The sequence below is a fragment of the Microbacterium sp. zg.Y909 genome (genome assembly GCF_024626565.1).
Window position 1 is genome coordinate 1 of sequence record NZ_JANJFJ010000589.1, and the last position, 1901, is coordinate 1901.

3 protein-coding genes and 1 pseudogene are annotated in these 1901 nt (G+C 70.4%); 2 read left to right on the forward strand and 2 right to left on the reverse strand.

Annotated features, from left to right (window positions below):
* Together NQ160_RS23160 and NQ160_RS23165 are read left to right on the forward strand one after the other, a co-directional pair.
* Nucleotides 1-97: pseudogene (locus NQ160_RS23160) on the forward strand (preprotein translocase subunit SecG); the annotation flags it as partial.
* A gap of 1 nt (nucleotide 98) precedes the next feature.
* Nucleotides 99-452: an RNA polymerase-binding protein RbpA gene (locus tag NQ160_RS23165; protein WP_257517364.1), complete on the forward strand. Its 354-nt coding sequence runs from the start codon at nucleotides 99-101 to the stop codon at nucleotides 450-452.
* A gap of 75 nt (nucleotides 453-527) precedes the next feature.
* Here the strand turns inward: NQ160_RS23165 and pgl are convergent, their stop codons facing one another.
* Both pgl and NQ160_RS23175 read right to left on the reverse strand, forming a co-directional pair.
* Nucleotides 528-1313 (reverse strand): 6-phosphogluconolactonase, encoded by a 786-nt coding sequence (gene pgl / locus NQ160_RS23170; protein WP_257517365.1) that lies wholly within the window; start codon nucleotides 1311-1313, stop codon nucleotides 528-530.
* Nucleotides 1306-1901: glucose-6-phosphate dehydrogenase assembly protein OpcA (locus tag NQ160_RS23175; RefSeq protein ID WP_257517366.1), on the reverse strand; the 596-nt coding region annotated here is incomplete at its 5' end. The genes NQ160_RS23175 and pgl, both read right to left, overlap by 8 nt.

Below are 1901 nucleotides of genomic sequence, written 5' to 3' on the forward strand. Positions count from 1 at the left end.
CGAACGCAACCTCAACCGCTTCACCGTCATCCTCGCGCTGGCGTGGTTCGTCTCGATCGTGGCCCTCGGCCTGATCACCAAGTTCCAGGGAATCTGACATGGCTACAGGTGGAAACGCCATCCGCGGTACGCGGGTGGGCGCAGGCCCGATGGGCGAGCAGGACCACGGGTTCCACGCGGACCGCGTGGCGGTGTCGTATTGGGACGCCCTCGGCAACGAGACGGTGCGCCATTTCGCCGCCGGCATCTCCGACGAGGAGATCCCCGACACGATCGACTCCCCGCACTCCGGCCTGCCTGCCGGTCGCGATCAGCAGAACCCCCCCGCCCTGGCCAAGCCGGAGCCCTACAAGACGCACCTGGCCTACGTGAAGGAGCGCCGCACCGACGAAGAGGCCGTGACGCTCCTCGACGACGCTCTGAAGCAGCTGCGCGAGCGCCGCGGTATGTGACGACCGCTCACGAGAGCGGATGAAGGGGATGCCTCGCGGCATCCCCTTCTTCGTGTCCGGATCCGCCGGCTCGCCTCAGTATTCGCCGTCGATGAGCTCGGGCGGCACCTGCGCGGCAGCGGCCTCGTCGACGAAGAGCACCGTGCGCTTGCGACCCTTGGCCCCGGCGGCAGGGACGCTGTCGTAGCTTGCACCCGCGAGGGCGAGTCCGAGGGCTGCGGCCTTGTCGGCCCCGGCGAGCACCATCCACACGCGAGCGGCGGAGTTGATCACCGGACGGGTCATCGTCACCCGCTCCGGCGGCGGCTTGGGGGAGTCGCGCACGGCGACCACGGCGCGGTCGGTGATCTGGATCTCCGGGCGGTCCGGGAAGAGCGACGCGATGTGGCCGTCGGCTCCCACCCCGAGGAAGATGATCTGGAACGTGGGCCAGGCGTTTCCGGCTTCGTCGTCGGCGAAGCGCGCGAGCTCGCGCGCGTAGGCTTCGGCCGCGGCATCGAGATCGACGCCGGCGTCGGACGCGGGGATCGGGTGGATGTTCTCGGCGGGGACGTCGATGCGGGAGAACAGCTCGGTGTGCGCGGTCTTCTCGTTGCGCTCGTCGCTGTCTCGCGGGACGAACCTCTCGTCCGTCCACCAGAAGTGCACGAGAGACCAGTCGACGCTGTCGAGCTTGCGATGGCCACCCAGGGCGCGCAGCACCGAGGTGCCCATGACGCCGCCGGTCAGCGAGACGTGGGTGACCCGACCGTCGCGGGTGCGCTTGGCGAGCCGCGAGAGGAATCGCGAGGCCACGGAGCGGGCAACGTGCTCGGGGTCGGGGCGCACGACGACGCGCTTCTCGGCGAAGAACTCAGACATGCTTCTCCCCGGTCGCGGCGGGACCGAGCAACTCCCAGCCCTGGGTGATGACCCGACCATACAGGACGTCCGGATCGAGCCTGCGCAGCTCCTCGGCCAGGCATTCGCGCAGCGTGCGGCGTGGCAGGACGATGTCGTGTCCCGGCTGCTGCGGCTGGGAGAGGTGGGCGTCGGTGTGGTTGGCGCGCTCGAGCACGATGTCGCCGGAGGAGCGCGTCAGACGCACCGAGCGGATTCCGTGGTCCCACTCCTCGGGGGAGGCGTACCGCCAGGTGACGGGGACTTCGAGCTTCAGCCGCAGCCACGCGGCCAGGAGCGCCGTCGACGGGGAACTGCCGCTGCCGACGACCTCGACGTCCGTGACCGGCTCGTAGGGCGGCTGGTCGAGCACCGCGGCGAGCTGCTCGCGCCAGTGCGTGAGGCGCGTCCATGCCAGGTCGGTGTCGCCGGGGGCGTACGTTCGCGAGAGCGTCGTGAGCCGGTCGTCGGCGAAAGGCCTCGTCGACGCGTCGGTGATGCGGCGCTGGGCGATGCGGCCGATGCCGGACTCGGCGGGAACCGCCGGCGGATGGTCGGGCCACCAGGCCA